At 70.1% G+C, this 22,179-nt stretch carries 23 protein-coding genes and 2 pseudogenes; 12 read left to right on the top strand and 13 right to left on the bottom strand.

Annotation, left to right across the window (positions count from 1 at the left end; translation table 11 throughout):
* Positions 1–55: 55 nt before the first annotated feature.
* The gene (gene thrS / locus ASF22_RS05970; RefSeq protein WP_056262458.1) at positions 56–2,068 is read right to left on the bottom strand and encodes a threonine--tRNA ligase; all 2,013 of its coding nucleotides are present in this window, start codon (positions 2,066–2,068) and stop codon (positions 56–58) included.
* Positions 2,069–2,411: 343 nt separating this feature from the next.
* On the opposite strand from thrS, the gene ASF22_RS05965 reads away from it, so the two are divergent.
* The 3 genes from ASF22_RS05965 to ASF22_RS05955 all read left to right on the top strand — a co-directional run bounded on the left by ASF22_RS05965 (position 2,412) and on the right by ASF22_RS05955 (position 4,765).
* On the top strand, positions 2,412–3,773 hold the full coding sequence (locus ASF22_RS05965; RefSeq protein ID WP_056262455.1) for a 2-hydroxycarboxylate transporter family protein: 1,362 nt from the start codon (positions 2,412–2,414) through the stop codon (positions 3,771–3,773).
* 77 nt (positions 3,774–3,850) lie between these two features.
* Positions 3,851–4,306 (top strand): hypothetical protein, encoded by a 456-nt coding sequence (locus ASF22_RS05960; RefSeq protein ID WP_056168973.1) that lies wholly within the window; start codon positions 3,851–3,853, stop codon positions 4,304–4,306.
* 93 nt (positions 4,307–4,399) lie between these two features.
* Complete coding sequence (locus ASF22_RS05955; protein ID WP_156647618.1) at positions 4,400–4,765, top strand: hypothetical protein; 366 nt, start codon at positions 4,400–4,402, stop codon at positions 4,763–4,765.
* A 36-nt stretch (positions 4,766–4,801) separates the two neighbouring features.
* On the opposite strand, the gene yidD is transcribed toward ASF22_RS05955, so the two are convergent.
* Together yidD and ASF22_RS05945 are read right to left on the bottom strand one after the other, a co-directional pair.
* Entirely contained in the window at positions 4,802–5,164 is a 363-nt protein-coding gene (gene yidD / locus ASF22_RS05950) for a membrane protein insertion efficiency factor YidD (RefSeq protein ID WP_056262447.1), read from the bottom strand.
* A gap of 2 nt (positions 5,165–5,166) precedes the next feature.
* Complete coding sequence (locus tag ASF22_RS05945; RefSeq protein ID WP_056168983.1) at positions 5,167–5,643, bottom strand: iron-sulfur cluster assembly scaffold protein; 477 nt, start codon at positions 5,641–5,643, stop codon at positions 5,167–5,169.
* A 238-nt stretch (positions 5,644–5,881) separates the two neighbouring features.
* Between ASF22_RS05945 and folE the strand changes: the two genes are divergently transcribed.
* The 3 genes from folE to ASF22_RS05930 are packed head-to-tail and all read left to right on the top strand — an operon-like array spanning position 5,882 to position 8,210.
* A complete protein-coding gene (folE, locus tag ASF22_RS05940; RefSeq protein ID WP_056168986.1) occupies positions 5,882–6,736 on the top strand; it encodes a GTP cyclohydrolase I FolE in 855 nt (284 codons plus the stop codon).
* An 8-nt stretch (positions 6,737–6,744) separates the two neighbouring features.
* Entirely contained in the window at positions 6,745–7,164 is a 420-nt protein-coding gene (hisI, locus tag ASF22_RS05935; RefSeq protein ID WP_056262444.1) for a phosphoribosyl-AMP cyclohydrolase, read from the top strand.
* Between the two features lie 56 nt (positions 7,165–7,220).
* The gene (locus ASF22_RS05930; RefSeq protein WP_056262441.1) at positions 7,221–8,210 is read left to right on the top strand and encodes a patatin-like phospholipase family protein; all 990 of its coding nucleotides are present in this window, start codon (positions 7,221–7,223) and stop codon (positions 8,208–8,210) included.
* A 43-nt stretch (positions 8,211–8,253) separates the two neighbouring features.
* Here the strand turns inward: ASF22_RS05930 and ASF22_RS05925 are convergent, their stop codons facing one another.
* A complete protein-coding gene (locus tag ASF22_RS05925; protein WP_056168992.1) occupies positions 8,254–8,685 on the bottom strand; it encodes a CBS domain-containing protein in 432 nt (143 codons plus the stop codon).
* Between the two features lie 238 nt (positions 8,686–8,923).
* A complete protein-coding gene (locus tag ASF22_RS05920; RefSeq protein WP_056262439.1) occupies positions 8,924–9,736 on the bottom strand; it encodes a rhomboid family intramembrane serine protease in 813 nt (270 codons plus the stop codon).
* 260 nt (positions 9,737–9,996) lie between these two features.
* On the opposite strand from ASF22_RS05920, the gene ASF22_RS05915 reads away from it, so the two are divergent.
* The 4 genes and pseudogenes from ASF22_RS05915 to ASF22_RS05900 all read left to right on the top strand — a co-directional run bounded on the left by ASF22_RS05915 (position 9,997) and on the right by ASF22_RS05900 (position 13,280).
* On the top strand, positions 9,997–10,602 hold the full coding sequence (locus tag ASF22_RS05915) for a PAS domain-containing protein (protein WP_056169067.1): 606 nt from the start codon (positions 9,997–9,999) through the stop codon (positions 10,600–10,602).
* Between the two features lie 362 nt (positions 10,603–10,964).
* A complete protein-coding gene (locus ASF22_RS05910) occupies positions 10,965–11,591 on the top strand; it encodes a PilZ domain-containing protein (RefSeq protein WP_056168998.1) in 627 nt (208 codons plus the stop codon).
* Positions 11,592–11,815: 224 nt separating this feature from the next.
* Positions 11,816–12,375, top strand: a pseudogene (locus tag ASF22_RS05905) (transglutaminase-like cysteine peptidase).
* Between the two features lie 176 nt (positions 12,376–12,551).
* Positions 12,552–13,280 carry a transglutaminase-like cysteine peptidase gene (locus ASF22_RS05900; protein ID WP_056262436.1) on the top strand — a complete coding sequence of 243 codons (729 nt, stop codon included), beginning with the start codon at positions 12,552–12,554 and terminating at the stop codon, positions 13,278–13,280.
* 3 nt (positions 13,281–13,283) lie between these two features.
* Here ASF22_RS05900 and ASF22_RS05895 read toward each other — a convergent pair whose 3' ends face one another.
* From ASF22_RS05895 to ASF22_RS05860, 8 genes are all read right to left on the bottom strand, one after another.
* Entirely contained in the window at positions 13,284–13,613 is a 330-nt protein-coding gene (locus ASF22_RS05895; protein WP_056262433.1) for a hypothetical protein, read from the bottom strand.
* 236 nt (positions 13,614–13,849) lie between these two features.
* A complete protein-coding gene (locus ASF22_RS05890; RefSeq protein ID WP_056096383.1) occupies positions 13,850–14,062 on the bottom strand; it encodes a DUF3126 family protein in 213 nt (70 codons plus the stop codon).
* A gap of 179 nt (positions 14,063–14,241) precedes the next feature.
* Positions 14,242–15,099 carry a serine O-acetyltransferase gene (gene cysE, locus ASF22_RS05885; RefSeq protein ID WP_056169069.1) on the bottom strand — a complete coding sequence of 286 codons (858 nt, stop codon included), beginning with the start codon at positions 15,097–15,099 and terminating at the stop codon, positions 14,242–14,244.
* Positions 15,100–15,370: 271 nt separating this feature from the next.
* Positions 15,371–16,261 carry a helix-turn-helix transcriptional regulator gene (locus ASF22_RS05880; protein ID WP_056262430.1) on the bottom strand — a complete coding sequence of 297 codons (891 nt, stop codon included), beginning with the start codon at positions 16,259–16,261 and terminating at the stop codon, positions 15,371–15,373.
* A 445-nt stretch (positions 16,262–16,706) separates the two neighbouring features.
* Positions 16,707–17,594, bottom strand: a complete 888-nt coding sequence (locus ASF22_RS05875) for a transglycosylase SLT domain-containing protein (RefSeq protein WP_056262427.1) — start codon at positions 17,592–17,594, stop codon at positions 16,707–16,709.
* A gap of 214 nt (positions 17,595–17,808) precedes the next feature.
* Positions 17,809–18,633 carry a Cof-type HAD-IIB family hydrolase gene (locus tag ASF22_RS05870; RefSeq protein WP_056262423.1) on the bottom strand — a complete coding sequence of 275 codons (825 nt, stop codon included), beginning with the start codon at positions 18,631–18,633 and terminating at the stop codon, positions 17,809–17,811.
* A 7-nt stretch (positions 18,634–18,640) separates the two neighbouring features.
* Positions 18,641–19,195 (bottom strand): gluconokinase, encoded by a 555-nt coding sequence (locus ASF22_RS05865; RefSeq protein WP_056262421.1) that lies wholly within the window; start codon positions 19,193–19,195, stop codon positions 18,641–18,643.
* A gap of 160 nt (positions 19,196–19,355) precedes the next feature.
* Positions 19,356–20,660, bottom strand: a complete 1,305-nt coding sequence (locus tag ASF22_RS05860; protein ID WP_056262418.1) for a hypothetical protein — start codon at positions 20,658–20,660, stop codon at positions 19,356–19,358.
* A 262-nt stretch (positions 20,661–20,922) separates the two neighbouring features.
* Here ASF22_RS05860 and ASF22_RS24750 point away from each other — a divergent pair.
* Positions 20,923–21,072, top strand: a pseudogene (locus tag ASF22_RS24750) (sugar transporter); the annotation flags it as partial.
* Positions 21,073–21,103: 31 nt separating this feature from the next.
* On the top strand, positions 21,104–22,179 hold a 1,076-nt coding region (locus ASF22_RS05855; RefSeq protein WP_056262415.1), incomplete at its 3' end, for a polysaccharide biosynthesis/export family protein.

The following is a 22,179-nucleotide window of genomic DNA, read 5'->3' as shown; positions in this document are numbered from 1 at the left end:
GCAACCGGCTCCCGAAAGCCCCTTCCGATCGTTGGATCGAAAGGGGCGCAGTCCCTCAAGGCGTCGGCGCTTCCTCGTTCTGGCCGTCGAGGGTGACCTCCGCGCTCGGCACGCTCGCCGCGATGCTGTCGGCGCGGATGCGGTCGGGGGAGGTCGCTTCCGCCACCAGGGCCGCGAGGGTCTCGTCGAGGCCGCCCGTGCGGGTGTGCTGGCTGCCCAGCCGCCGGACCGAGACCGTGCGCTCCTCGCCCTCCTTGCGGCCCACCACGAGCATCACCGGCACCTTCGCCAGCGAATGCTCGCGGACCTTGTAGTTGATCTTTTCGTTTCTCAGATCGGCTTCCACCCGGAGGCCGAGGCGGTCGGCGGCCGCCACCACTTCCCGTGCGTAGGGGTCGGCGTCCCCCGTGATGGTCGCCACGACGATCTGCACGGGCGCGAGCCACAGCGGGAAATGCCCGGCGAAATGCTCGATGAGGATGCCCGTGAACCGCTCCAGGGAACCGCAGATGGCACGGTGGACCATGACCGGCGGCTTCTTCCCGCTGTCGGCATCGACGTAGAACGCGCCGAAGCGCTCGGGCAGGTTGAAGTCCACCTGGGTGGTGCCGCACTGCCAGTCGCGGCCGATGGCGTCGCGCAGCACGTACTCGAATTTCGGCCCGTAGAAGGCGCCCTCGCCCGGGTTGATCGCCGTCTTGATCCGGCCGCCCGACTGCTCCTCGATCTGGGCGAGCACGCGGGTCATCACTTCCTCGGCGTGGTCCCACAGGGCGTCCGACCCGACCCGCTTCTCGGGCCGCGTCGAGAGCTTCACCACGATGTCGCCGAAGCCGAAATCGGCGTAGGTCGACAGGATGAGGTCGTTGATCTTGAGGCACTCGGCGGCGAGCTGGTCCTCGGTGCAGAACACGTGCGCGTCGTCCTGCGTGAAGGCCCGCACCCGCATGAGCCCGTGCAGCGCGCCGGACGGCTCGTAGCGCGAGACCGCGCCGAACTCCGCCATGCGCAGGGGCAGGTCGCGGTAGGATTTCAGGCCGTGCTTGAAGATTAGCACGTGGCCGGGACAGTTCATCGGCTTGATGGCGAAGACGCGCTCGTCCTCGGTCTTCGTGACGAACATGTTGTCCCGGTACCACTCCCAGTGGCCGGAGGTCTCCCACAGGGCCTTGTCGAGGATCTGGGGGGCGTTGACCTCCTGGTAATCGCCCTTCAGGCGCCGGCGCATGTAGGCGATGAGCTCCTGGAACACCGTCCAGCCCTTGGCGTGCCAGAACACCACGCCCGGCCCCTCCTCCTGGAAGTGGAACAGGTCCATCTCGCGCCCCAGGCGGCGGTGGTCGCGGCGCTCGGCCTCCTCCAGGCGGTGCAGGTAGGCGTCGAGGTCCTCCTTGGTGGCCCAGGCGGTGCCGTAGATGCGGGTCAGCATCGGGTTGTTGGAGTCACCGCGCCAATAGGCGCCCGCCACCTTCATGAGCTTGAAGGCGGTGCCGACCTTGCCCGTCGAAGTCATGTGCGGGCCGCGGCACAGGTCGAACCAGTCGCCCTGCCGGTAGATGTTGAGGTCTTCGCCGGGGGGAATCACGTCGACGAGTTCGACCTTGTAGGCCTCGCCCTTCTCCGAGAAGATTTTTCGGATATCGTCGCGCTTCCAGACTTCCTTGGTGAAGGCGGCGTCACGCGCGATGATTTCGCGCATTTTCGCTTCGATCGTCGGAAAATCGTCGGGGGTGAACGGCTGGTCGCGGGAAAAGTCGTAGTAGAACCCGTTCTCGATGACGGGCCCGATGGTGACCTGCGTCTCCGGCCACAGGGCCTGCACGGCTTCGGCGAGCACGTGGGCGCAATCGTGCCGGATCAGCTCGAGGCTGCGCGGATCGGCCCGGTCGAGGAACTCGATGCGGGCATCGTGCTCGATGAGGTCGGAGAGGTCGCGGACCCGGCCGTCCAGCGCCATGGCGACGGTGCGCTTGGCGAGCGACTTGGCGATGCCCTCGACGACGGCGCGGCCGGTGACGGCATCCTCGAAGCTGCGGGTGTTGCCGTCGGGGAAGGTCAGGATGGGCATCGGGATCACTCTCGCGGTGGCTCACTCCTGCGAACGCAGCAGGTAAGCCGGGTGGGGTGGGATCGGGCGCGACACGCGCCGTGCCCGGCCGTTTAGACCGTTTCGCGGAAGGAAGGAATCCGCCTCGCGTCCGGGACCCGTCCGACACGCGGCGGATGGCGTTCAGCTACGATCCGGCGCGGTTGATACAAGCTGACGTTGACAACCCGCCGCTCCGAACAGCCCATCGTCCGCATACGGACCCGGGCGGGGCGTCGGCCAGCACATGCCAGGACACGCGCCGCCACGAGGTTCGAACAGGCGAGCCGGCCCCATGGGGCGACGGGCTCACGGGAGAACACCCATGTCGAATCCCCTCTCCGTCTCCCCGGCGGAGACCCACGGCCCGGTCGAGGCGCCCGCGAAGAAATTCTGGCCGCAGGGCTGGTGGCGGATCGTCGACATCAAGATCGGCATCATCCCGCTCCCGGTCTACGCGATCCTCGTCGTCCTGCTGGCGATCCTGACCCAGGAGGGCGAGATCAAATCGGACGCGCCGACGATGATCGCCGTGCTGGTGCTCGGGGGCTTCACCTGCGCCGAGATCGGCAAGCGGCTGCCGGTGCTGCGCAGCATCGGCGCGGGGGCGATCTTCGCGACCTTCATCCCCTCGGCCCTGGTGTTCTACGGGTGGATCCCGCCGCAGATCTTCAAGGCGATCGTGGATTTCACCAAGTTCACCAACTTCCTCTACCTCTACATCGCCACCATCATTGTCGGCAGCATCCTGGGGATGGACCGCGACGTTCTGATCAAGGGCTTCCTCAAGATCTTCGTGCCCCTGGCGGCGGGCTCCGTGGCGGCCGGGATCGTCGGCACCCTGGTGGGCACCCTGCTGGGGCTGGGCGCCTACAACACCTTCTTCTTCCTCGTGGTGCCGATCATGGCCGGCGGCGTCGGCGAGGGCGCGATCCCGCTCTCCATCGGCTACGCGGCGATCCTCGGTCAGGGCCAGGGCGACGTGTTTGCCCAGGTGCTGCCGCCGGTGATGCTCGGCAGCCTCACGGCCATCGTCCTGGCCGGCACCCTCAATGCCGTCGGCAAGCGCCTGCCCCACCTCACCGGCGAGGGCCGGCTGCAGCCCGACCGGGAGAACGACGTCGCCGCCGTGAAGGCGGAGGACATCCCCGTCGACGCCGCCACCGTGGGCGCGGCGGCGCTGACGGCGGTGACGCTCTACCTGCTCGGCGTGATGATGCACCACCTCACCGGCCTGCCCGCCCCCGTGGCGATGCTGTTCCTCGCGGTGATGGCGAAGCTCGCCAGCGCCGTGTCGCCGCGGCTCCAGGCCGGCGGCTTCGTCGCCTACAAGTTCGTGCAGGTCAGCATGACCTACCCGCTGCTCTTTGCCGTCGGCGTGTCGCTGACCCCCTGGGACAAGCTCGTCGCGGCCTTCACGATCCCGAACCTCATCACCATCGTGTCCACCGTGGTGACTCTCATGGCGACGGGCTTCGTGGTGGGGCGCCGGCTCGGCCTGTACCCCATCGAGACCGCCATCGTGAACGCCTGCCACAGCGGCCAGGGCGGCACCGGGGACGTCGCCATCCTGACGGCGGCCAACCGCATGAGCCTGATGCCGTTCGCCCAGATCGCCACCCGCATCGGCGGGGCGCTCACGGTCACGGGGACGCTGGTGGTGATGCGGTGGGTGAGCGGGGGGTGAGCGGGGCGGACGAGGTCCGGTTCCGCCTGTGATAGCCTGTCGCCGGGAATGCTGTTGCGAACGGACGGAGCGAGGGAATGACGACCCACATGCTCAATGACGACGATCTGCCGCTCCTGCCCGGCAGCGATCTCTCGAAGGAGGATGTCCAGCACCGGATCGACGATTGGATCGCGCGGTTGGGAACCCTCTTCCAGGGCGCTGAAGCGTGGGCCGATGCGCATGGCTGGACGGCCTCGCACCCCGGTACGGTCGCCATGAACGAAGACCTCGTACAGAGGCATGACGTTGCGCCTGCGGAGCAGCCGATTCTCAGAGTCGAGGGTCCGCAGGGGGCCTATGCGGTCTTCAAGCCGAAGGGATTGTGGGTGATCGGCGCCAATGGGCGCGTCGATCTCTACACCTCGAAGGGGGTGTACGTTCTCATCGATCAGGCGGACGAATTCCGGGAACCGCTCTGGCGACTCTTCAGGGTCCGCGAAAAGCCGGAGGGCATTCCCTACACGCCCGAACTCCTGGCCGAACTGGCTTGAGAAATGCAGCAACTGCCGCGGATCAAGGCTGCCTATGATTGGTTCTACGGGCAGTGGCAACGCGAAGCGAGCCGGTTGGCAGAGGCGGGAGACGTGTCTGCCCTCGCGAAACTCGACGAGAAGCGCGACACGCTGGAACGGGGCGTTTTCGTTCTGATGTTCGGTCAGTTCGAGGTGGCCGTGGATTCCATTTTTCAAACCGCGAGGACCCGTCGCCTCGGAGAAGCGGATTGGGCGCTTCGCAGGGGATGGGACACTGGTTCGCTCCAGGGGCGGAAGATCCCGCTCGAGACGAAGCTGTCCCTGGTGCTGGACCGTCGCTCGCCGACCTTCGGGAAGATCCTCGGGACCTACGCGACCCGGAATCACTGCGCCCATGGCGGCATGGAGTTGTCCGTGGGATCCATCGATTCCCTGGCGGCCGAACTCTACGCCTGGCGCAGCGAACTACGGCCGTAGGCTATTCTGCGAGAATGGGGCGCGGCGGGCTGCCGGTCAGGGTCCCCCCGAACGACGGTTGGCCGCACTGTGCGCCCGTGCGGTATCCTCCACGCCCTCGCACGCGAACGGCGAGACCGGGGCGTTCACGCCGCGCCAGCGGCCGAAGCGCCACGGCACGAACCACCGGGCACGGGGCGGCAGCGCCTCCGGCACGAGGTCGATGCCATGGGTTCCGAAGGGGCCACAGCGGCAGATTCGCGACAGGCCGATCCAGCCGCCGGCCCAGAGCCCGTGTCGCCCGATCGCTTCGTCCGTGTAGGCGGAGCACGACGGCCAGTGCCGGCACTGGCGGCCGATCAGGCCCGACAGGGTGAGCTGGTAGGCGCGGATCGCCCCATGGGCGGCGCGCCGGACCATGCTCAGGCGGCCGCCTGTGGGCCTGCGGCGGCCTGCGGATTGCCGACGGGCGTGCCGGCGGCGATCTGATCCAGGGCGTTCACTACGGCGTCGAAGGTGAGCAGCGTCGAGGCGTGGCGGGCCTTGAAGTCGCGCACGGGCTCCAGCACGGCGAAGTCCGCCCACGGGCCCTGGGGGCCGGGGCCGTTCTCCTTCAGCATCGCCCGCATGGCCTCGCGCGCGCGCCGCAACTCGTCGGCCGTGGCCCCGACCACGTGGCGGGCCATCAGGGAGGACGACGCCTGGCCCAGGGCGCAGGCCTTCACCTCGTGGGCGAAATCCGTGACGACCCCGTCGGCGACGCACAGGTCCACCGTGACGGTGGAGCCGCAGAGCTTCGAGTGGGCGGTGGCGCTGGCGTCGGGCGTGGGCAGGCGCCCGAGGCGGGGAATGTCGGCGGCGAGTTCGAGGATGCGACGGTTGTAGATGTCGTCGAGCATAGGCGGCGTCCTCTCGGCAGGATCCCTGCAGCAGCCTCGTTCGAGGCCGGCGTCCGGTCCCGGTTGTCTGATCCGCGCGCCCCGCATTGCGCGGCGACGCGATAACGACGATATAGGCGCCAACGCACCGTTTCGCGAGGAGGCGGATCGTCGATCCGGGCTGCGCCCACGGCCAGGGTCGCGCCTGCGGCCAGGGCGTCCCCGCCGGCCGATGCCCCAGACGGCCAGTGGTTCGACGATGTACGCCAAGCCCGACAGCAACACGATGACGACCCGGATCGCTCGGGCGGAAGATGCCATGGATGCTGCGCTCAAATCCCTGTCCTACCGCCTGACCGAGACGGAGGATTCGCGGATGGCTCCCAAAACCCCGGATACGGCGCGTCCGAACGGGTCCGCTCCGGCGGCGTCCCTCAACGGCATGCGCAACGACAACGCCCCGGTGCCTGCTGCGGAGATCGCTCCCGAGATCGCTCCCTTGCCGGCCTCCGCCAAGCGCGTGCCCGAGGCCATCGCCACTGGGCGCCCGAGTCGCGAGGAGGCCGAGGCCGCCGTGCGGACCCTCCTGCGCTGGGCCGGCGACGATCCGAACCGCGAGGGCCTGCGCGACACCCCCGCCCGCGTCGCCAAGGCCTACGGCCAGCTCTTCGGCGGCTACGAGCAGGATGCCGACAAGCTCCTCGAGCGGGTGTTCGAGGAGGTCGAAGGGTATTCCGACATCGTCCTCGTGCGCGATATCCCGTTCTACTCCCATTGCGAGCACCACATGGTGCCGTTCATGGGCCTCGCCCACATCGCCTATTATCCGACCAAGGGCGTGGTCGGCCTGTCGAAGCTCGCCCGCGTGGTCGATACCTTCGCGCGCCGGCTGCAGACCCAGGAGACCATGACGGCGCAGATCGCCGACGTGATCGAGAGCATCCTCAAGCCCCGTGGCATCGCCGTGATGCTCGAGGCCGAGCACCTGTGCATGGCCATGCGCGGGGTGCAGAAGGCCGGCGTCTCGACCATCACCACCCAGTTCCGCGGCGCGTTCCGGAACGACGCCAACGAGCAGGTCCGCTTCCTGACCCTCGTGCGCAACAAGCCCTGAGCGTCGCGATGACGATCGCCTTCGCCGCACCCGGTACGAAGGCCGCGGTCGAGGAGGGGACGGTCTTCACCCCCCGCTTCGACGCCAACGGCCTCATCGCCTGCATCGCCGTCGACGCCACCGACGGGCAGGTGCTCATGCTCGCCCACATGAACGTCGAATCCCTCGCCCGCACCCTGGAGACGGGGGAGGCCTGGTACTGGTCGCGCTCGCGCGGGGAGCTCTGGCACAAGGGCGCCACCTCCGGTCAGATCCAGCGCGTCGTCGAGATGCGGGTCGATTGCGACCAGGACGCGGTCCTCATCCGCGTCGCCGTCGGCGGCGACGGCGGCTGCTGCCACACGGGGCGGCGCGACTGCTTCTATCGCGCGGTCGAACTCGGATCCCCGGACGGTCCCGTGCGCCTGCACGCCGGCGCGGCACCATGATTCCCGCGGCGACGATCCTCCCGCCATGACTTGTCTCCCGCCATGACCTGGGCGCCATGACCTGGGACGGGTCGGGCGGCGAGCGCGGGCGCTTCGGCGCCGATGCCGTCGAGCCCGTCGCGGCCCCTGCCCCGCGCAGCCCCCGCATCGGCCTGGCGCTCGGTGGCGGCTCGGCCCGGGGCTGGTCGCATATCGGCGCCATCGAGGTGCTGGAGGAGTCCGGAATCCACCCGGGCGTGGTGACGGGCTGCTCCATCGGCGCCGTCGTCGGTGGTTGCTATGCGGCGGGCCAACTCGGCCTGCTCAAGACCTTCGCCCTTTCCCTGACCAAGCGCCGCGTCGTCGGCCTCCTCGATCTGCGCCTCGGCTCCGGCCTCATCGCGGGGGCTCGCCTGCGCCAGCGCCTGGAGCGCGACCTCGCCGACCGCCGCGTCGAGCATCTCGCCGTCCGGTTCGCCAGCGTGGCCACCGATCTCGGCAGCGGCGAGGAGGTCTGGCTGACGCGCGGCAACCTCGTGGAGGCGCTTCGCGCCTCCTACGCCCTGCCGGGGGTGTTTCCGCCCGTGCGGCTCGGCGGCCGCCTCCTCATGGACGGGACCCTGGTCAACCCGGTCCCCGTCGGCCTCGCCCGCGCCCTCGGGGCGGACGTGGTGATCTGCATCAATCTCAACGGCGACCCGCGCGAGGCCGGCGGACCGGTGGTCCTCGACCCGGACGAACGCGCGGACGAGGCGCGGCCGGCTCCGGCCCCGCGCCGCCGCCGGTCCTGGGCCCTGTTCCGACGCGGCCGGCGCGCACCGCCGGAGACGCCGAGCCCCGGCATGGCCCGGGTGATGCTCGATGCCTTCAACATCACCCAGGACAAGATTTCGCGGGCGCGCCTGGCCGGCGATCCGCCCGACGTCACCATCTCGCCGCGCCTCGCCGAGATGGGATTGTTCGAGTTCCACCGCGCGGCGGAGGGGATCGAACTCGGCCGCCAGGCCGCCCGTGCCGCCCTGCCGGCCATCCGCGCGACCCTCGCGTCGGCGGCCGCCAGGGTCTGATCGCCCCGTCCCTCGATCGGGGCGAGGGCGCGGCGCGGAGGGGTCACGCCATGGTGATGTAGTCGCGCATGGCCTGATGCTCCGCCTCCACGGCCGCGATCCGGCGCTTGACCACGTCGCCGATGGAGATGAGGCCGGCGAGGCGCCCCTCCTCCAGAACGGGAACGTGGCGGAAGCGGCCGTCGGTCATGAGGTGCATCACGTCCTCGACGCTGGTGTCGCGGGCGCAGGTGACGACGGTGGCGGTCATGTGCTCCGAGACCAGGGCATCGAGCGCCCCGGCCCCCTGGCGGGCGAGCGCCCGCATGATGTCGCGCTCGGACAGGATGCCCAGCACCGTGCCCGCGGCATCGCTGACGACGACGGCGCCGATGCGCTTCTCGGCGAGCAGATGGATCGCTTCGTCGAGGGTGCGCTGCGGCTCCACGGTGACGACGGAGCGGCCTTTCTCGGCGAGAATGCGGGCGACGGTCATGGGTCTTTCCTTCCTGGTGGGGGCACACGGCCTTGCGGCCGGGTTTGCCCCTGGCTCGCGGTTCTTGGTCGATCGGCTCCGGCGTCCCGGTCTCGGACGCGGGGAGGCTCTGTGGCGATTGTGTGGCCCGCGTCGCGTTCTGGCAAGCGGCCGCGCGCGTGCGAACGCCGGGCGCGCGTTTCCCGACGGACCGGGTGGGCGTCGCCCCCGTCCGGCGAAGGCAGCGATGGCCGGTTCGTCAGCCCGGATGACGGTCGATCAGCGGCAGCAGGAAGAACCCGACGAGGAAGCCGCCGAGATGCGCGTCCCAGGCGACCGCCGTCGCCTCGGCGCCGAGCGGCAGAGCGATGATGCCGAACAGGAAGTTGGTCGCGAGCCAGATCACCAGGAACACCACCGCCGTGCGGTTGCGCATGAGTTCCGGGATCGTCTGCAGGCGCTGGCGCGGCGCCAGGTGCCACGGCTGGGCCGGCGTGAAGGCGGGGGGCGGCTGGAACACGAAGCGCGCCGCGGCGGCCATCAGGGCCGAAACGCCCGCCGAGGCGCCGATGAGGGGCGCCGTGCTCAAGGGATCGAGCACCACGTGCAGGGCTCCCCCGGCGACCGCGCCCACGAGGGCGAGGAGTCCGAAGCGCCAGGCGCCGTAGCGGCGCGCCACGGGCGAGCCGAAGGCGGCGAGCCAGACGGTGTTGAAGATCACGTGCGTCCACGAGCCGTGCAGGAGGGCGTAGGTCGCGAAGGTCCAGGGGCTCGCGTCCGGTTCGGCCGCGATGTAGCGGGCGAAGGCCTGGCGGGCATCCATCACTTCCGGGTCGCCGGCGGCGGAGGCCGCCGTCAGCAGGTCCGCGATGCGCGACGGGTCGATGGCCACGCTCCACCGCCCCGGGATCAGGGCGAGGTGGATGAGGGCCCAGATGTCCCAGGCATCGGGGAGGATGAATTCGCGCAGGGCGTGGATGCCCAGCAGCACAGCGATGGAGGCCGTGACCACGCCCGGCATGTTGAAGATCGGAACGCGGTTCTGGCGCGGCAGGTCGGGCATGGCATCCATGGCGCCACCATGTTCGGGCTTTCGCGGACGCGGCAACCCCCGGATTCGCGAAACTTGCAGGGGAAACCTGCCGCGGCGGATGGACGGAACCCTTAACCTTAAGGATATTAACCTTACACAAGAGTTAAGCGCGCGCGTCCCGAAGGGGCGGCATAGGGTGTGCGCAGGGATGAAGAATTCCTTCACGGCACGGCTGCCCGTGTCCCGAAATGGAACTCATCCCGAAGATGCCCCCACGGGCCGTGCCACCGCAGGACACCATGAAGCATCCGACCAGTCGCCTGCTCCACAGTTACTGGGATGGTCTGCGCCGGGAGCGGGCCGCCCCCGAGCGCAGCGAAATCGAACCCGGTGCGATTCGCAACCTCCTCGCCGACAGCCTGATCCTCGAGGTCGACGTGCCGGGCAGCGCCGCGTCGGTGCGCCTGGCCGGCACCCGCGTCTGCGCCCTGTTCGGCCGCGAGCTGCGCGCCGACGCGTTCTCGGACCTGTGGGGCGCGCCCGACGCCGACCCGTGGCGCCTCGTCGAGACCGTCGCGGTGGACACCCTCGGCATGGTGGCCGGGCTCACCGGCACGACGGTGCGCAACGAGACCATCGACCTCGAACTCATCCTCCTCCCCCTGCGCCATCGGGGGCAGACCCAGACGCGGATCCTCGGCGCCCTCAGCCCGCATTGCGTGCCGCACTGGCTCGGCCTGCGTCCGGTCACGCGCCTGCGCACCACCTCCCTGCGCGTGCTGGAGCCCGCCCCGCGGCGCATGGACGACGCCGAGGCGGCCCTGCGCAACCTGCCGACGCCCGCCAACGACTCGCTGCCCTTCCGCCGCGGGCACCTGCTGGTCCATCCGGGCGGCCGGGGCTGAGCGCTCCGTCGCCGATGTCGGTGCCGACTTAGGCGAGACGGCCGGGCGACGATCAGGGATTTCGAAGGCTGAAACGATCCAACAGGGTTGGGCCGGGCTCGAATTCGCGGGCCGCCGTGATCAAATCATCGAGATCGTTCACGTAGAGGCCAAGTCGTCATGGCCGGAGAGGCATGGTTTCGGCCACGCTCTGCAAGAGCGACCATAGGCCTGCCGGCTCCGCGACGCCTCTGTTCCTGGGGCGGATCGCGTCGATGGCGAACTACACGTAGGGCGTGATTTCGGCCGGGTTGCTGAAGGGTTTCGTAACCAAGGGTCGTCTAGGGTTCGTTACCGTTACGAAACCGAGACCTTGGTCCATCATGCTTGAGGCCCTCGTACGCCCCGAGGCGAAACTGACACGCGGCATCCGCGCATCGGACCTTCGCCGCCATCAGCGGGTCAAGGTCGCCCTGCTCGGCCGCTACATGCTCACCGACCGCCGGGAATTTCCGTGCCAGACCGTGGACATGTCGCCGGGCGGCGTGCGCCTCACCTGCGTCGAGCCGGGTCTGCTCGACGAGCGCGTGGTGCTATATCTGGAGGAGATCGGCCGCCTCGAAGGCACCATCGCCCGCCTGATGCCCGAGGGCTTCGCCGTGCGCCTCAGCGCGACCCCGCGCAAGCGCGAGAAGATCGCCTCCCAGCTGACTTGGCTCGCCAACCGGGAGAACCTCGGGCTGCCCGAGGGCCGAACCCACGAGCGCCTCAAGCCCGTCAACCTCGCCACGACCCTGCGCTTCGACACCGGCCGCGAGATTCCGGTGCGGATCGTCGACGTCTCGATGTCCGGCGTCGCCCTCAGCACCGGCATCGTACCGGCCCTCGGCAGCAGCGTCGTGGTCGGACGGACCCCCGGGCGGGTGGTGCGTCACTTCGAGGGGGGCATCGGCGTGAACTTCCTGCTGCCGATCTCGCCGGATCTGTTCCACGAAGGCCTTCGGCTCTGACGGGAATGCACGCGCGCCGGCCCGCACCGGATCGCGGGCCGGCCCGATGGTTTCCGGACCGTGAATCCGGCGCCGCACTTCCTAACGATGGCGGAAGCGGCGGGTTGGTCCTGTCGCGCGGGAGCTGACGCCACCGGGCCGAATCGATAAAATTGCGCGGATCGGCTTCAGCGCGGGGCAGCCGCCGCCACCGCATCGTGACCTCGTTGACGACGGGGGTTGCGATGCGCGGGATGAAGACGATCGCTCTGGGAGCCTTGGCGGTGCTGGCCACGGCCCTGGGTTCGACCGCCCCCCGCGCCCAGACCACCCTCGCGGCCCTGCCGGCCCCCGCCACCCTCGCGGCCCCCGTCGGGGCCGCCCGTCCCATCGCCGCGTGGGTCGCCTTCTGCGAGCGCTACGCCGCCGAATGCGCCATCGACGCGAACGAGCCGGCGCGGATCGCCCTGACCCCGGCGGCCTGGACCACCATCGCGACGGTGAACCGCCGGATCAACGCCCAGATCCGCCCCGTGACCGACCTCGACCACTGGGGCACCCCCGACCGCCCGGCCTGCCGCGCCGGGCCATGCGGATGACCGTGGTCATCGACGAGAAGGGCGAGGGCCACGCGGTGCTCACCCTGATCACCGACCGGGGCGACTTCGTCCTCGACAACAAGACCAGTGCCGTCCTGCCGTGGCACCGCACCGGGTACGTCTTCATCAAGCGCGAGGGCACCGAGGCGGTGGCCTGGGTTTCGCTGGGCGGCGTGACCTCGCCCACCACCACCGCGAATCGCTGACGCCGGCCCGCCCGCAGCGATCGCCCCGATCGCGATGCGGGCGCGGATGCCGCCCACGCGGCGAATTGGAACCGGACGCTGCCGAGGCGGTTAACAGGAGTTTAACTTTACGATTGAGCGCCGGGCTCGGCCGTGCCAACTTTGCCGTATCAGCAATGTACGGCAGGGCGACCCGGATGCGGCACGCGATTCTGCACAGCCTCGGCGAACCGACGACGAGCCAGGGGGGCGCCCTTCGCGAGCGTCTCGGCCGCTTGGCCCGCTGCTCCCTCGTCGGCTCGATCCTGCTCCTCGGCGGTGCCGGGACGCAGGCCCGGCCCGCCCAGGACCGCGCCCTCGCCGCCCTCCCCGATGCGCCCGCCCTCGCCGCCCTCCCCGATGCGCCCGCCCTCGGTGCCGGCACCGATGCGCGCCCGGTGGCGGCCTGGAACGCGTTCTGCGGGCGCCATCCCGGCGAGTGCGCCGTCGATCTCGCGGAGCCGACCCGCATCACCCTGACCCCGGCGGTCCGGTCGACCCTCGACGCCGTCAACCGCCGGGTCAACGCGCGCATCCGCCCCCTCACCGACATGGCCCATTGGGGCGTCGTCGACCGCTGGGATTTTCCCGACGACGGCGCGGGCGATTGCGAGGATTTCCAGCTGTTGAAGCGGCGGATGCTGGTGGAACGCGGCCTGCCCCGGCGCGCCCTGCGGATGACCGTGGTCATCGACGACATCGGCGAGGGCCATGCGGTCCTCATGGTGCGGACCGACCGGGGCGACCTCATCCTCGACAACAAGACCAACGCGATCCTGTCCGGACCGCGTACGGGCTACACCTTCATCAAGCGCGAGGGCCAGGACGGGCCGGCCTGGGTCACCCTCAACGGCGGCGCCTCGCCCGTCGCCACGGCCAACCGGTAGGCGTCAGGCGCCGACGATCAGGTGGGCGAGATCGAGGGCGACCCGGCCCGACATCAGGCTCCAGCCGCAGGCGATCATCGTGGCGATCATCACGAAGGGGATCGGCCGGCGCTCGAAGCGCCGGCCCCGCACGGTGTTGCGCAGGATGATGAAGGGAGCGCCGAAGGCCAGCATCGGCAGGGCCGCCACGGCGGTGACGCCGCCGCGCTCCAGCAGGCTGAAGCTCGCGCGGTGCTCCGTGAACAGTTCGAAGGCGCTGGCGAGCAGACCCGACAGGGCGAGGCCGACGCACAGGGTCTGGAGGGAGTCGAGGGCCGAGGGGGTGAGGGTCATCACGCAAACGCTCCACGCTTAACGAACCGTGAAGCCCACTCTGCCCTGCCGTTTACGAAACGTTAAGACTTTCTTCGTCTCAGGGTTAAGTCCGCGCACAGGCCATCGGCCGATGGCCCGTCGCGCCGGAGACCCTTGGAGCGTCGACCCGAAAGGTGGACGCCGGATTTCGGAAAAGTCGACGCAAAATCAAGGCACTAGAGCTTCGTCCTGGATACGATATCCAGGACGAAGCTCTAGTCTTCCAGGTCGATGTCGAGGATCGCCATGGCGAAGTTGAACGAGCGGTCGCCGTCCTCGTCGTCCACGGAGACCACGCCCAGGAACTCCTCGCCGATATAGACCTCGGCCGAATCGTCCTTCTTCGGGCGGGGCACGAGGCGGATGTTGGCGTTGGCGAAGGTCCGGCGGAGGAAGTCCTGTACCTTGGTGATGTCGGTCTTGGTCACGCTGATCGCCTCTCGCGTTCGGGGTCGGATCGGCCCGCACCCGGTGGGCGGGTTCGTCCGGGACCGCTTGCCACGCCGCCGGGGCCCGGGCAAGCACGGGGCAGATTCTTCCCCGGGCGGCGTCCTCTTCCCCGGACGGCGTCGGACCGATGCCCGCGCGCGTCCGATTCCGAAAGCGCTCAGATTCCGTCGGCGATGTGGATGAACGCGTCGAAGCCGAGCAGCTGGTCCATGGCGCGGGACGGTTCGGCGCAGCCGGCGGTGCCAACGACGCGGGCCGGCACCCCCACCACCGTGGTGTGCGGCGGAACGGCGCGCAGCACCACCGAGCCGGCCGCGACCCGGGCGCATTCCCCGACCTCGATGTTGCCGAGGATCTTGGCGCCGGCGCCGATCATCACCCCGCGGCGGATCTTCGGATGGCGGTCGCCGCCCTGTTTGCCCGTGCCGCCGAGCGTCACCGCGTGCAGGATCGAGACGTCGTCGTCGATCACCGCCGTGGAGCCGACGACGAGGCCGGTGGCGTGGTCGAGGAACACCCCGCGCCCGATCTGCGCCGCCGGGTGGATGTCCGTCTGGAACACCTCCGACGAGCGGCTCTGCAGGTAGAGGGCGAGGTCGCGCCGGTTGTGGGTCCAGTACCAGTGCGCGAGGCGGTGGGCCTGGAGGGCGTGGAAGCCCTTGAAGTACAGCACCGGCTCGATGGCCCGGGTGGTGGCCGGGTCGCGGTCGAGGACCGCCCCGATATCGGCGCGGAAGATCTCGCCGAGACGCGGATCGTCGGCGATGGCCTCGTGGAAGCCGTGGGCCACGAGTTCGGCCGGCAGGGATTGATGGCCGAGGCGCGCCGCGACCCGATGGGCGATCGCCGCTTCGAGGGTCGAGTGGTTGAGCAGCGTCGCGACGATGAAGGAGGCGAGCTGGGGCTCCTCGCGCACGAGGGCCTCCGCCTCCGCGCGCACGCGGGTCCAGATCGGATCGAAGCTCGCGACCGTCTCCCGGTCTGCGGGTCTGGTCAGGGAAGAACGGACGGACATGGGCTCCTCCTCGAAACAGGCCTCTGAAACGGAATCGGGTTCACCGGGATCCCGGTCCATGGAGACCTGGTTCGTCGAAAAATCGGTTCGTCCGCCACGAGGGCGGTACACTACGCGGAATCACTGCCGAAGGTGAGGGGCCGCGTGCGGCGAGCCCTACGGAGAACGTTTGCCCCGGTGCGGTGCAGCACGAGGCCCGTCCTTAGCGTGTGGTGCGAGGCCATGCCGATCAAGGGCGCCGGGTGGACGCAGCCTCCGCGCGACGGACGTTTCAGGCGCGGTGGGTCTGGCCCAGGTTGCCGAAGCGAGCTTCGATGGCGGCCGCGAGGCGGTCGACCATCGTCTCCACGGGAACGTCGGAGGTGTCGACCACGGAGGGGGCCCGCGCGTAGAGCGGCTCGCGGCTGGCGAGGACCGCCCGTAGCTCCTGCATGGCCGAAGGGTGGTCGCCCGTGGTGGCGAGGTCGCCCTGCTCGCGCACGCGCTGCATGTGCTCCTCGGGCCGGGCCCGCAGCCACACCGTGAAGAACGCCTGCAGCAGGAGGTCGTAGGTCAGGGGCTCGGCGACGATGCCGCCGCTGGTGGCGAGGATGAGGGGGCCGGGATGCTCGGTGAGGCGGCGCAGGGCCGCCTGCTCCAGGCGGCGGTAGCCCTCCTGGCCGTAGATCGCGAAGATCTCCTTCACCGACAGGGCGTTCTCGCGCTCGATCTCGGCGTTCAGCTCGACGAAGGTCCAGCCGAGGCGCTCGGCGACCCGGCGCCCGAGGGTCGATTTCCCCGCCCCGCGCAGGCCGACCACGGCCACCCGCGGCTGGGGCGTCTCGCCCCCGGCGGGGGCTTGGCCGGACAGAATGCCCTTGGCCAGGGCGATCTGCTCGCTCGACGCGTTGCCGAGGAGGTCGCGGACCACGTGCCAGTCGGCCGCGTTGTCCTGATCGGCGATGAGGTCGTCGAGGCGCACGCCCATGGCGTTGGCGACCCGGCGCAGGAGGATGATCGAGACGTTGCCCTGGCCGCTCTCGAGTTGCGCGATGTAGCGCTCCGACAGGCCGGACGTGTGGGACAGGAGCTTGCGCGAGAGTCCCCGGAGGGTCCGGGCGTGGCGGACGCGCCGGCCGAGTTCCGTCAGGAAGAGCGATTCTTGTTCTGCAGCGCCGGCCATGCCGTCGTTCGTCTTCCTAATGCGCTGGCAGGCCCGACGCCTGCGCAACTACTGAATCTCAACTGACCATCACCCATTATCAACCCACGACGACAGCATCGTGAGAATTCGGGTGGAGGATGGATGACGCCGTCGGAACAAACCCCGAATATCAGGTCGTGCCAGCCGCCTCGTATGCAGATCGTATCGCTCGAGGCCGCGACGGCTTTCGGAAAGCCGCTTGGCGGCGGAGTTCCTGTGCAGCGCAGCATGTGAGGCTGCGGGTGCAGGAGCGCAAGCGCTTCCCGGAGGCGGATTAGGAAAAAACACGGTGTCGTCCGCCTGCCCGGCACTGGCCCCGAAAAACGTCACACCGACGAAAAGTCGGGAAAACGGGGCTGCCCGACGCGGGATCGAACCAGTCGGACCCGCGATCGATCGAAATTCGAGCGCGAGACGGGTCGTCTCACTGGTCGGCAGGCAGGGCCGTAGCTTCGAGGACCATCGCGCCGCCGGTCTTTCTCGCGACAATTTGCCGCCGCGAGACGGCGAGGAGCACCGCGGAGGGACGGCGTGGGGGCAGCGGAACTTCCACCAGGTCGCTCGGGGCGGCGTCGACGGCATGGGGGGCCGTCATGGACATCGGAGTGGTCGGCGCCGGTGCGTTGGGCGCGATGGCGACGGGGGCCGGGTCGAGGCTCGCCATGGCCGTGGGTGCGCCCGCGAGCGAGGCCGGCCGGCGCGGCGGCAGGGGAACCTCGACGCTTTCCGTCGGGACGCCGTTGGCCGTCGGGCTCGGCGCATAGGCCAGGGCGGTGTTGGCGGCGGCGAGGTTGGGATCGAGGGCCGCCGTGCGATCGAAGGCGCTGGTGAAGGCGGCGCCGGATTTCGCCCCGGAGGCGACAATGGTCACGCCCTCGGGGACATCCGCCGGGATGCCGAGGCGCTTGGCGGCGTAGTAGTAGCCGCGGTTGTAGTAGCCGTAGGCCCGGGCGAGGTCGCCCTTGGCGGTTTTGTAGGCGCCGGCGAGGTAGGCGACGCCGTAGCGCAGGTTCACCGCCGGATCGAACAGGCCGGCCGCGTCGCCCTGGTAGCCGAGGCCGCGCGCCGTGGCGGGCTTGATCTGCATGAGGCCGAGCGCGCTGCCGCCCTTGGCGTTCGGATTGTAGTTGCTCTCGCGCTTGACCACCGCGTGGACGAAGCTCGCAGGCACGCCGGCCGCGCGGGCCTGCTCCTCGATCAGCGCGTCGATGTTGTCCCGTGCGGTCTTGCCCTGGGCGCAAGCCGGCGTGGACAGGATCTGGGTCGGGACGACCAGCGCGGCGACGGCGAGGAGCAGGAGGCGCTGGTTCATGCGGTGACCCGGATCGTCCTTGTTCTGAGCGGCCAAGGTCGGGGTCAAATAAGGCTGGAAAGCGACCCGGTGCCCCGATTGCGGCGACCCGGCCGGGCTTTCCCCACGTGCTGTGGCGCACATGATACACACCCGGGAAACGTGGGGGGCGGTCCCGCGGCGGATTTTCCCTGTCCGCGCAACGGCCTGGCCCAACCCAGGCGCGCCACGGGGTTCAGGCCGACGGGCGGTGCAAAACGAATTCTTCGATGGCGCGGGAAAACCCCTCGCTGTCATTGTCGGCCGTGACGGCCCCGGCCGCCGCCTTCACGTCCGGGCCCGCGTTGCCCATGGCGATGGACAGGCCGCTGCGGGCGAACATCGGCACGTCGTTGCCCGCGTCGCCCAGGGTGGCGATCCGGCTGCGGTCGATTCCGAGGCGCCGGCTCAAGGCGTCGACGAAGCCGCCCTTGCCGGCGCCGGCCGGTGTCACGTCGAGGTAGTACGCCTGGGAGCGGTGCACGTCGGCCCCCTCCCCCAGGGCGGCGACCAGGGCCGTCTCGCAGGCGGCGAGGTGCTGGACGTCGGCGCCGACGCCGACGATCTTGGCCGCGTGGTCGAGGAGCGGGTCGAGATCGGCCACGACGTTCGGCTCGGCCCCGAGGGTCCGCCGTTCGAGGTCGGTGTAGGGCGCACGCGGATCGCGCAGGTTCCAGGCCCCGTGGGCGAACACCCAGATGTCGAGGCCGTCCCGAGCGAGCCGATCGACGGCCTCCCGCGCGACGGCGGCCGGGATCAGGGTCTCGGACAGCACGGTGAGATCGGGTGCCACCAGGGTGCTGCCGTTGAACGCACCGAGCGGCAGGCGCAGGTCGAGCGCCGCGACCAGGCTTCCGAGCCCCATCGGCGGGCGGCTCGACGCGACGGTGAAGCCGATGCCGGCCAGGCCGAGGCGCTTCACCGCCGCCCGGGTGGCCGGCGTCAGGCGCTTGTCCGAGGTCACCAGGGTGCCGTCCACGTCGGAGATGACGAGGGCGATGGGCGGGGCGGAGGCGTCCATGGGCGGCCTATGTCTCGTTCCGGTTCTTCTCCAATCCCAGGCGGGCCGCGATCGTTGCGGCGACATCCACCGCGGGCGCGTCGATGCCGACCACGACGGCGTTCTCCTCGGGCGCCGGCGGCTCCAGGATGGTGAACTGGGTGTCGAGGAGGGAGGACGGCATGAAGTGTCCCCTGCGCTGGGCGAGCCGCCCTTCGATGAGGGCGCGGTCCCCCGCCAGGTAGGCGATCCGGACCTCGGGACGCCCGCGCACGAGGGCGTCGCGATAGGCCCGCCGCAGGGCCGAGCAGACCACCACGCCGGGCTCGCGGGTCTGGAGCCGGGTGTCGATCCAGGCCGCGATGGCCGCGAGCCAGGGCGCGCGATCGTCGTCGTCCAGGGGATGGCCCGCGTGCATCTTGGCCACGTGCGCGGCGCTGTGGAAATCGTCCCCATCGACGAAAGCCCAGCCGAGACGTTCCGCCAGGCACGCCGCCACGGTGCTCTTGCCCGAGCCCGAGACGCCCATCACCACGATCACGCCGGGACCGCCATTGAGGGACGCGAGAAGGCCTGCCTGCATGCTGTACCCAGGTCCGTCAGGTGGGCCGTGTCGCCTGCCCCGAAGGCGCGGGTCAAGGGGGGAAGGGACACGGGGAAAGGGGCACGGAGCCGTGCCCGACGCGGCAGGATCGAACCACATTCCGAAGTCCCTGTCCCAGGATCCCGGGGCGGACCGGCCTTCACTTCGTCGCGAGAGCCGCCTCGCCCGCGCGCCCGGTCGGTTCGGCGCTGGGCATCGGCGCGGGATCGAGCACCCGTGCGCGCACGCGCTGGGGCCCGAGGGTCATGGCGAAGAAATCGTAGGCGCCGGGCCGGTCGTTCGCCATGAGGAACTGGAAGTGCATGCGGAACGGCCGCCACCGGACCCTGCGGTAGGTCTCCGGGCCGATGATCTCCCGGAACCGCGCGGAGCGCACGAGGGGATTGGCGATCGGCCGGTCCCCGAGGGCCAGGGGCAGATCGCGCACGGGATTGAAGCCCGGAAAGTTCATCCAGTCCTGCGGCGCCTGATAATCGACCCAGACGAGGCGCGGACTGGTGCAGAGATCGGCGATCTCGGCGCGCAGGCCGTGCGCCCGCGGCTGGATCGCCACCAGGGGCAGGCCCGACCCGAGGGTGACGAGGGCGAGACTGGTGCTCCCCGTGCCGAGGTCCGGGTCGCGCGCCAGCAGCCGTGCGGCGACCTCGACCGCCGTCAGGGCGCCGGAGGAATGGCCGAGCAGCATCACCTCGTCGATGGGGGTTCCCGCCTCCGCGAAGGCGGCGAGGCGGGCGATCACATGGTCGGTGAAGGCGGTGAGGCGGGCCTCGTAATCCGGGCGCCAGCCCTGCCCGTGCTGCCAGTTGAACACCCAGTCGTTCAGGAGCTGCCAGAAGAAGATCCGGTTGAGCATGGCCTCGATGGCCTTCACCCAGCCGAGCCCAGCGAGGAGACCGAGGGGCACCGTCGCCCAGAGCGGCCAGCCCAGGCTGTGCCCGAATCCGTCGCCGAGATGCGCATGGACGAAGCCCGCGATGGCGAGGGTGGCCAGGACGAGGCCGACGAGGAGGACGAACGGATAGAGGATGACGTTGCCGTACTTCCAGTTGAGCCGGTAGAACCGCAGCATCTGTCCGGCCAAGACGGCGTGAAGGGTGCCGAGGACGAGGAGCCCCGCGCTGATGAGGCGCCAGCGGCGAAAGTCCCGGACCACGAGGTCGTCCCACAGCAGAACGTCGTAATGGGTCCGCGCGCTTCCCGTGGCCGGCTCGTCGGCGACGGTCCAGCTCTGGACCAGGCCGTCCGCCTCCAGGGTGGCGGGGCCGATCCTGGGCTTGGGCTGCCCGAAGCGCTTGGCGTAGCGGGTGAGTTCGCGCACGAACAGCAGCCGGTAGCGGGTGCGCCCCTCCGGGTCGTAGCCCGGGACATAGAAGATCTGGCGCCGCCGGACGGCACCCGGCATCGCCTCTGGCAGGGCCGGTGGGGTGTAGTCGAACGAGAGCATGGCGCATCGGTTTTCATGGCTTCGGGAGGTCGAAGCCTGCACGGTCAGCGACAAGGGGCACGGCGCTGAGGTTCCGGCAAGCGCCGAGACAAGGTTGTGGCAAGTATCGCGCCCCGGCGGATCGACGGCCCGTCCGGCCGGTGTACAGCGGGGATGGCGCGGGCGCTCGGCCGCTCACGGGGGGACTGTGACCCCCCCGCCACGGACAGGGCGGTGGCGATGGTCTAGGCAGCAGGTGAGAGAAACCGACAGGCGATCCTGCATGCGCGTTCTGCCCCTGGCCCTCTGCACCGCCCTGGCGGTGTCGGGCTGCTCCTCGATCCTACCCGGTGCGGGCCCGACGACGGGCGCCATCGTGGACGGGGCCGACGTGTCGACGAGCGAGGGCACGTTCGCGCGCTACGAACTCGTGNCGTCGCTGCAGGTGCGAGGCGGCTATATGGATGACGGCATGCCTCGTGTCCGGTTGTTCCTCGATCCTACCCGGTGCGGGCCCGACGACGGGCGCCATCGTGGACGGGGCCGACGTGTCGACGAGCGAGGGCACGTTCGCGCGCTACGAACTCGTGGATCTGACCGCCGCCACCATCGAGGCCCTGCGCGGGCGGCCGCTGGACAGCCTGCTGGCCTCGTTCGGCGATCACCGCCCGTCYCTCGAGCCCGTCATCGGGGTGGGCGATTTCGTCGCCGTCTCCGTATGGGAGGCCGGCTCGGGCGGCCTGTTCTCCGGCCCGCTCGCCTCCGACCGCTTCTCCGCCGGCTCCAAGGCCGCCACCATTCCCGAGCAGGTGGTCGCGCGCGACGGCGCCATCTCGGTGCCGTATGCCGGGCGCATCCCCGTCGCCGGGCGCCGGCCCCAGGACGTGCAGGCCCTCATCGAGACCGARCTCGCCGGCAAGGCGATCCAGCCCCAGGTTCTCGTCTCGGTGACGAAGGCGGTCTCGCAATCCGTCACCGTCTCGGGCGAGGCCGTCACCGGCGCCCGCGTGCCCCTGTCGGGCAAGGGCGACCGCCTCCTCGACGTCGTCGCCACCGCGGGCGGCGTGAAGGTGCCCGTCAACGAGACCTTCGTGCGGCTCTCGCGCGGCAACCTCACCGCCACGGTGCCGCTCACCACCGTGGTCTCCAACCCGCGCGAGAACATCTTYCTGCGCCCCAGCGACGTCCTGACCCTGGTGCGCGATCCCCAGACCTTCCTGGCGGTGGGCGCGCTCGGCAACTCCACCGAGATCCCGTTCCAGGCCGAAGGCATCACCCTCGCCCAGGCGCTCGCYAAGGCGCGCGGCCTGTCCGACTTCCAGGCSGACCCGGCCGGCACCTTCATCTTCCGGTTCGAGCCGGCCGCCGTGGTGCGCCGGCTCAAGCCCGGCAGCCCGCTGCTGGGCACGCCGCTGGTRCCCGTGGTCTACCGGATCAACATGCGCGACCCCAACAGCCTGTTCCTCACCCAGGCCTTCCGCATGCGCAACCGCGACCTCGTCTACGTCTCCAACGCCCCCTTCACCGAGGTTCAGAAGGT

Source organism: Methylobacterium sp. Leaf87 (assembly GCF_001422775.1).
Lineage (GTDB): Bacteria > Pseudomonadota > Alphaproteobacteria > Rhizobiales > Beijerinckiaceae > Methylobacterium.
This window is presented reverse-complemented; position numbering and strand designations above follow the sequence as displayed.

Coding starts and splice junctions, on each gene's coding strand:
- thrS (WP_056262458.1), bottom strand. CDS start 2,068: ATGCCCATCCTGACCTTCCCCGACGGCAACACCCGCAGCTTCGAGGAT.
- ASF22_RS05965 (WP_056262455.1), top strand. CDS start 2,412: ATGTCGAATCCCCTCTCCGTCTCCCCGGCGGAGACCCACGGCCCGGTC.
- ASF22_RS05960 (WP_056168973.1), top strand. CDS start 3,851: ATGACGACCCACATGCTCAATGACGACGATCTGCCGCTCCTGCCCGGC.
- yidD (WP_056262447.1), bottom strand. CDS start 5,164: ATGGTCCGGCGCGCCGCCCATGGGGCGATCCGCGCCTACCAGCTCACC.
- ASF22_RS05945 (WP_056168983.1), bottom strand. CDS start 5,643: ATGCTCGACGACATCTACAACCGTCGCATCCTCGAACTCGCCGCCGAC.
- folE (WP_056168986.1), top strand. CDS start 5,882: ATGTACGCCAAGCCCGACAGCAACACGATGACGACCCGGATCGCTCGG.
- hisI (WP_056262444.1), top strand. CDS start 6,745: ATGACGATCGCCTTCGCCGCACCCGGTACGAAGGCCGCGGTCGAGGAG.
- ASF22_RS05930 (WP_056262441.1), top strand. CDS start 7,221: ATGACCTGGGACGGGTCGGGCGGCGAGCGCGGGCGCTTCGGCGCCGAT.
- ASF22_RS05925 (WP_056168992.1), bottom strand. CDS start 8,685: ATGACCGTCGCCCGCATTCTCGCCGAGAAAGGCCGCTCCGTCGTCACC.
- ASF22_RS05920 (WP_056262439.1), bottom strand. CDS start 9,736: ATGGATGCCATGCCCGACCTGCCGCGCCAGAACCGCGTTCCGATCTTC.
- ASF22_RS05915 (WP_056169067.1), top strand. CDS start 9,997: ATGAAGCATCCGACCAGTCGCCTGCTCCACAGTTACTGGGATGGTCTG.
- ASF22_RS05910 (WP_056168998.1), top strand. CDS start 10,965: ATGCTTGAGGCCCTCGTACGCCCCGAGGCGAAACTGACACGCGGCATC.
- ASF22_RS05900 (WP_056262436.1), top strand. CDS start 12,552: ATGCGGCACGCGATTCTGCACAGCCTCGGCGAACCGACGACGAGCCAG.
- ASF22_RS05895 (WP_056262433.1), bottom strand. CDS start 13,613: ATGACCCTCACCCCCTCGGCCCTCGACTCCCTCCAGACCCTGTGCGTC.
- cysE (WP_056169069.1), bottom strand. CDS start 15,099: ATGTCCGTCCGTTCTTCCCTGACCAGACCCGCAGACCGGGAGACGGTC.
- ASF22_RS05880 (WP_056262430.1), bottom strand. CDS start 16,261: ATGGCCGGCGCTGCAGAACAAGAATCGCTCTTCCTGACGGAACTCGGC.
- ASF22_RS05875 (WP_056262427.1), bottom strand. CDS start 17,594: ATGAACCAGCGCCTCCTGCTCCTCGCCGTCGCCGCGCTGGTCGTCCCG.
- ASF22_RS05870 (WP_056262423.1), bottom strand. CDS start 18,633: ATGGACGCCTCCGCCCCGCCCATCGCCCTCGTCATCTCCGACGTGGAC.
- ASF22_RS05865 (WP_056262421.1), bottom strand. CDS start 19,195: ATGCAGGCAGGCCTTCTCGCGTCCCTCAATGGCGGTCCCGGCGTGATC.
- ASF22_RS05860 (WP_056262418.1), bottom strand. CDS start 20,660: ATGCTCTCGTTCGACTACACCCCACCGGCCCTGCCAGAGGCGATGCCG.